Here is a 3,795-nt window from a genome sequence, read left to right as displayed (position 1 = left end):
CACCTTCCAGGCGCCAACAGAAAGTACATCAAGGCTTGCCGGGCCTTCAAGCTTTCTTACAATGACGGGTGGCTGATTTATTATCAAAGCACTGCACTTCTCATACTCGTGGTTGTGGTCTGCAAAGTAAGCCCATACGCGCCTCTTGCTCCCATCATCGTTTGTCTTCCAGTCAACGTCTGTTGTTCCCGGCACGTACCAGTCTGACCAGCCGCCTGAGAACCACTGTATCCTGTACTTGAGGATTTCGGGGTGCGCTGAAACGTCAAGCCCCAAGTCCCCATATGAACTTCCGCCTAGCGGGCCCTCTGAAACAAGGCTTGTTGTGCCTGCACAAGCCCTTGCCTGACCGCTATTTGTGATGCTGATGTAGTTGCTTGCACCTGAGTACTTTGCGCCATTTGCCTCAAATGAAACTCTGACTTGCACTTTTTTGCCAACCATCGAGCTATCACCAAGTGTGAAATCAGCCCTCCCAAATCGTGAGTCGTCCGGGTTTACAAAAGTCTTATCCGCCTTGAAGCTTGACAAGACCGCCCCGCTTGAGTCAACAAATGAAATTGTCGGGTAAATGCTTGCATACTGCGTCAAGCCGTCTGTTCTCCAGCCAACTGTGTAGGCTTTGCCGACCTGCCAGTTTTCACCGCCGTTGGGGGCTATTATGCTAATTGTGCCGCTTGGGGGCACTCCAATTGGCTCAACATAGAACTTTTTGGCCATCTCATTGTTGGACGGGTTAGTGTCCTCGCCATCTGTGCTAAGCACAACTTTTGCAGTGTGCCAGCCAGGCAAGGCATAGACTCCATGCCCGGTTGTGACTACCTGCCCTGGCTCAAGTGGGTTGAATGCCCCCCTGCCCTGGCCAGCATCGTCTATATACAATATGTCGCTAAACTGGCTTGATGTCCTGCCGCCCATGTTCTTGTACATTTTCTCAAACTGGACAAGCCTCCTGCCGTCATTAACCTGCTGTGTCTGGATTGGCTTGAGTGAAATTACGGCAATGTCCGCCCCGCTTGTTGTTGTGTTGTTTGTTGGCTGCGGCGGCAGTGGCGGAACAGGCGGCATGTTTCCAAGCTTCAGCGAGCACTCGTCGCTGACTTTGACAAACACGCCCTTGCCCCGTGAAAGCTCGTCAGTCCTGTAGTAATCATTTGCCTTTGTGTCAAATGCGTAGGGGCCGGAAATAATACTGCAGCTGCCCTCTATTTCATTGATATTCTGGTTTGCGTTGAAAGGCAGGCCAATCTGGTTCCAGCCAGCCCCAAGCTTGTAGGTATCTGCTATTGCAATCATGTCGCCAAAGCTGAAAAACCTCAGCTCGCAGCTGTTTGTGCTGTAAACCCAATATCCCTCGCTCATTGTAGGCTTGCCAGTTGTCTCGTAGCTTTTTGTCGAGGGGTTGTAGTGGTAGTAAGGCCCAAGCAAGCTGCAGCTTGAGCTGTCCAGCCTGTCATAGCTTGGGGTTGGTGCGCTAATCAGGTTCCAGCCCGGGCGCAACTGAACCGGGTTGTAAATCCTTGCAATCTCCTTTATTGCAATATCACTTATTGTCTGCTCATTTAGTTGCGGTGCAACCACAGTTATTGAGCTTCCCTGCTGCTGCTGTGCATAGACCTGCACGCTTGAAAAGCCAAGTGCAAGTAGCGCAATCAAAATCACGAATTTGAAATTTATTTTTGCATGCCTTATTGCATCCATTTTCAATCACCTGTCTAAACCTGCGGATTTTTCGTATTTAAATAGGGAATTTTTTGTGCGGCTGGGGGCGAACGATACCAAAACGTTTAAAAGGAAAACAAGCTTTCCCGGCGTGAAAACACCCTGCCTGCCTGCAGCCGCCTGCTGCAATGAGGCAGAAAGCAGTCGTCCCAGTTTGCAAAGCATTTGAGCATTGCAAAGCAGGTGAAACGACCCAAAAATTGGAATCAGGCACCCAAAAAGCCAGCAACACAAAACTGACAACCAAACAGCCAGCAACACAAAACTGACAACCAAACAGCCAGCAACACAAAACTGACAACCAAAAAGCCAGCAACACGAAACACAAAACCGGCACATCAGCCGCCTTACTATATATTATATTAAACTGACCGGCCAATTTCTTTCCATGCAAAACATATTCAGGGAAGTTGCCGCGCGGGCTGATGCACAGTCGGGGGCAATTTTCAAAAACGAGTCTGCGCTCACTCCTGAATATTTGCCGGACGCCCTTGTCCACAGGCAAAGCTACATAACGGAACTGGCCTATGCGCTTAGGAACATCCCTGTTGGCAAAAAGCCTGAAAACCTTCTTCTTGTCGGCTCTTCTGGCACGGGCAAGACAAGCTGCAGCCGCCATGTGCTTCTCCAGCTTGCGCAGTACACTCAAAAAGCAGTCCCAATTTACGTCAACTGCTGGGAGTTTTCAACCCGCTTTTCAATACTCAATTTTGTTGCAACCAAGCTTGGGGAGATTCTTCCGCGCCGCGGGATTGCGGCCGATGAAATACTGGATAGGATAGGTCAAATCTGCAGGATGGAAAAGCGCGTTCCAGTGCTTGTGCTTGATGAAATAGACAGGCTTTTCGTGTCGCAAAAGGACGAGTGGAAGGTGCTTTACGACTTTGCACGCTCAGGCGAGCTTTTTGGCGTCAGCTTTGGCCTTATCGGAATCACAAACGACGCAAACCTCCTTTCTGGAGCAGACCAGAGGATTAACAGCTCTGTCGGGTTCAGGAAGCTTGCCTTCGAAAAATACACCCCGGCACAGCTTAAGGACATACTTTTTAGCAGGGCATCTGAGGCGTTTTTCCCAAACGCCCTTGACTTGGAAGTCGTTCCGGTGTGCGCCGCAATCGGTGCAAAGAACAACGGGGATGCGCGCGTGTCAATTGCGGCACTTTGGAAGGCAGGGCGCTTGGCAGAAAAAGAGGGGGTAAAAAAAGTTCAGGTAAGCCATGTCAAATCCGTGTCAGGCGAGGTGCTTGAGGAAATAAGAAACAGGGATATTGAGCTGCTTTCGGATAATGAAAAAATAATCATATCCAGTGTCAAGTCAAATGGCGGCAGGATAGAAAGCGGCCGGCTCTACAAAATTCTTTCAGAGAAAAAAATAGAGGAAAGAACCGCGCGAAACTACATTGAAAAACTTGTGGCAGGCGGTTTCCTCAATCTTCAGCACTTGCAACTTGCGCACGGTAGAACAAGGGAAATCGCACTGGCGTAAGATGCTTCTTACATATCTGGATTTTTCTTCAAGTGTTTGCAATGCAAGGCCAAGACCCAAAACAAGGCAACGCAGCCCTTTCATACAAGGAGTCTGAAAACTACGCAAAGCTGCTTCAAATCTACGGCCCGGGGCTTGAAGCGCAAATTGAAAAGACGGTTTCTGAACACTATAATCTGATTCCTAAAGCCACTGCAGTAAATCTTCTTGCCGCAATAAACGGGGTTTTAAGCAGGCAAAAAATTTCCATTTCGCAGCTCAATCGCGCACAGCGAAATTTTGATGTTGAAGGTATAGTAAGGCGCATATATCCAATCTACAACCCCCCAGGCGGCTCTGGCGCCAAGTCGGTGCGCATTGTAATGGGCGACTCCGATGGCAAAAACGAGGCAACATGCGTGCTTTGGGGCCAGCAGTCTGACAGGGTGCAAGGCGAGATTGGCATTGGCGACAAAATAGAGGTTCAAGGCGCCTACTACAGGCGCGGGGAGGTGCACGCGGGAGAAAACTCTGTCATAAGAATTGTTGAAAAAGTCCCGTGCACCAACGTAAAAAACCTCTCCTATGGTTTGCTTAACATAGAGGGG

3 protein-coding genes are annotated in these 3,795 nt (G+C 49.5%); 2 read left to right on the top strand and 1 reads right to left on the bottom strand.

Going from position 1 to position 3,795, the window contains the following annotated elements:
- Positions 1–1,701 (bottom strand): hypothetical protein (locus FJZ26_04810; protein ID MBM3229726.1); only part of this gene is annotated, 1,701 nt, incomplete at its 3' end.
- A gap of 409 nt (positions 1,702–2,110) precedes the next feature.
- On the opposite strand from FJZ26_04810, the gene FJZ26_04805 reads away from it, so the two are divergent.
- Complete coding sequence (locus FJZ26_04805) at positions 2,111–3,208, top strand: AAA family ATPase (protein ID MBM3229725.1); 1,098 nt, start codon at positions 2,111–2,113, stop codon at positions 3,206–3,208.
- A gap of 41 nt (positions 3,209–3,249) precedes the next feature.
- Positions 3,250–3,795 (top strand): hypothetical protein (locus FJZ26_04800; GenBank protein ID MBM3229724.1); only part of this gene is annotated, 546 nt, incomplete at its 3' end.

It is taken from the genome of Candidatus Parvarchaeota archaeon (genome assembly GCA_016866895.1).
Lineage (GTDB): Archaea > Micrarchaeota > Micrarchaeia > Anstonellales > VGKX01 > VGKX01.
Note: the sequence above shows the minus strand (reverse complement) of the source record. Positions and strands in the feature narration are given on the sequence as shown.

Coding starts and splice junctions, on each gene's coding strand:
- FJZ26_04805 (MBM3229725.1), top strand. CDS start 2,111: ATGCAAAACATATTCAGGGAAGTTGCCGCGCGGGCTGATGCACAGTCG.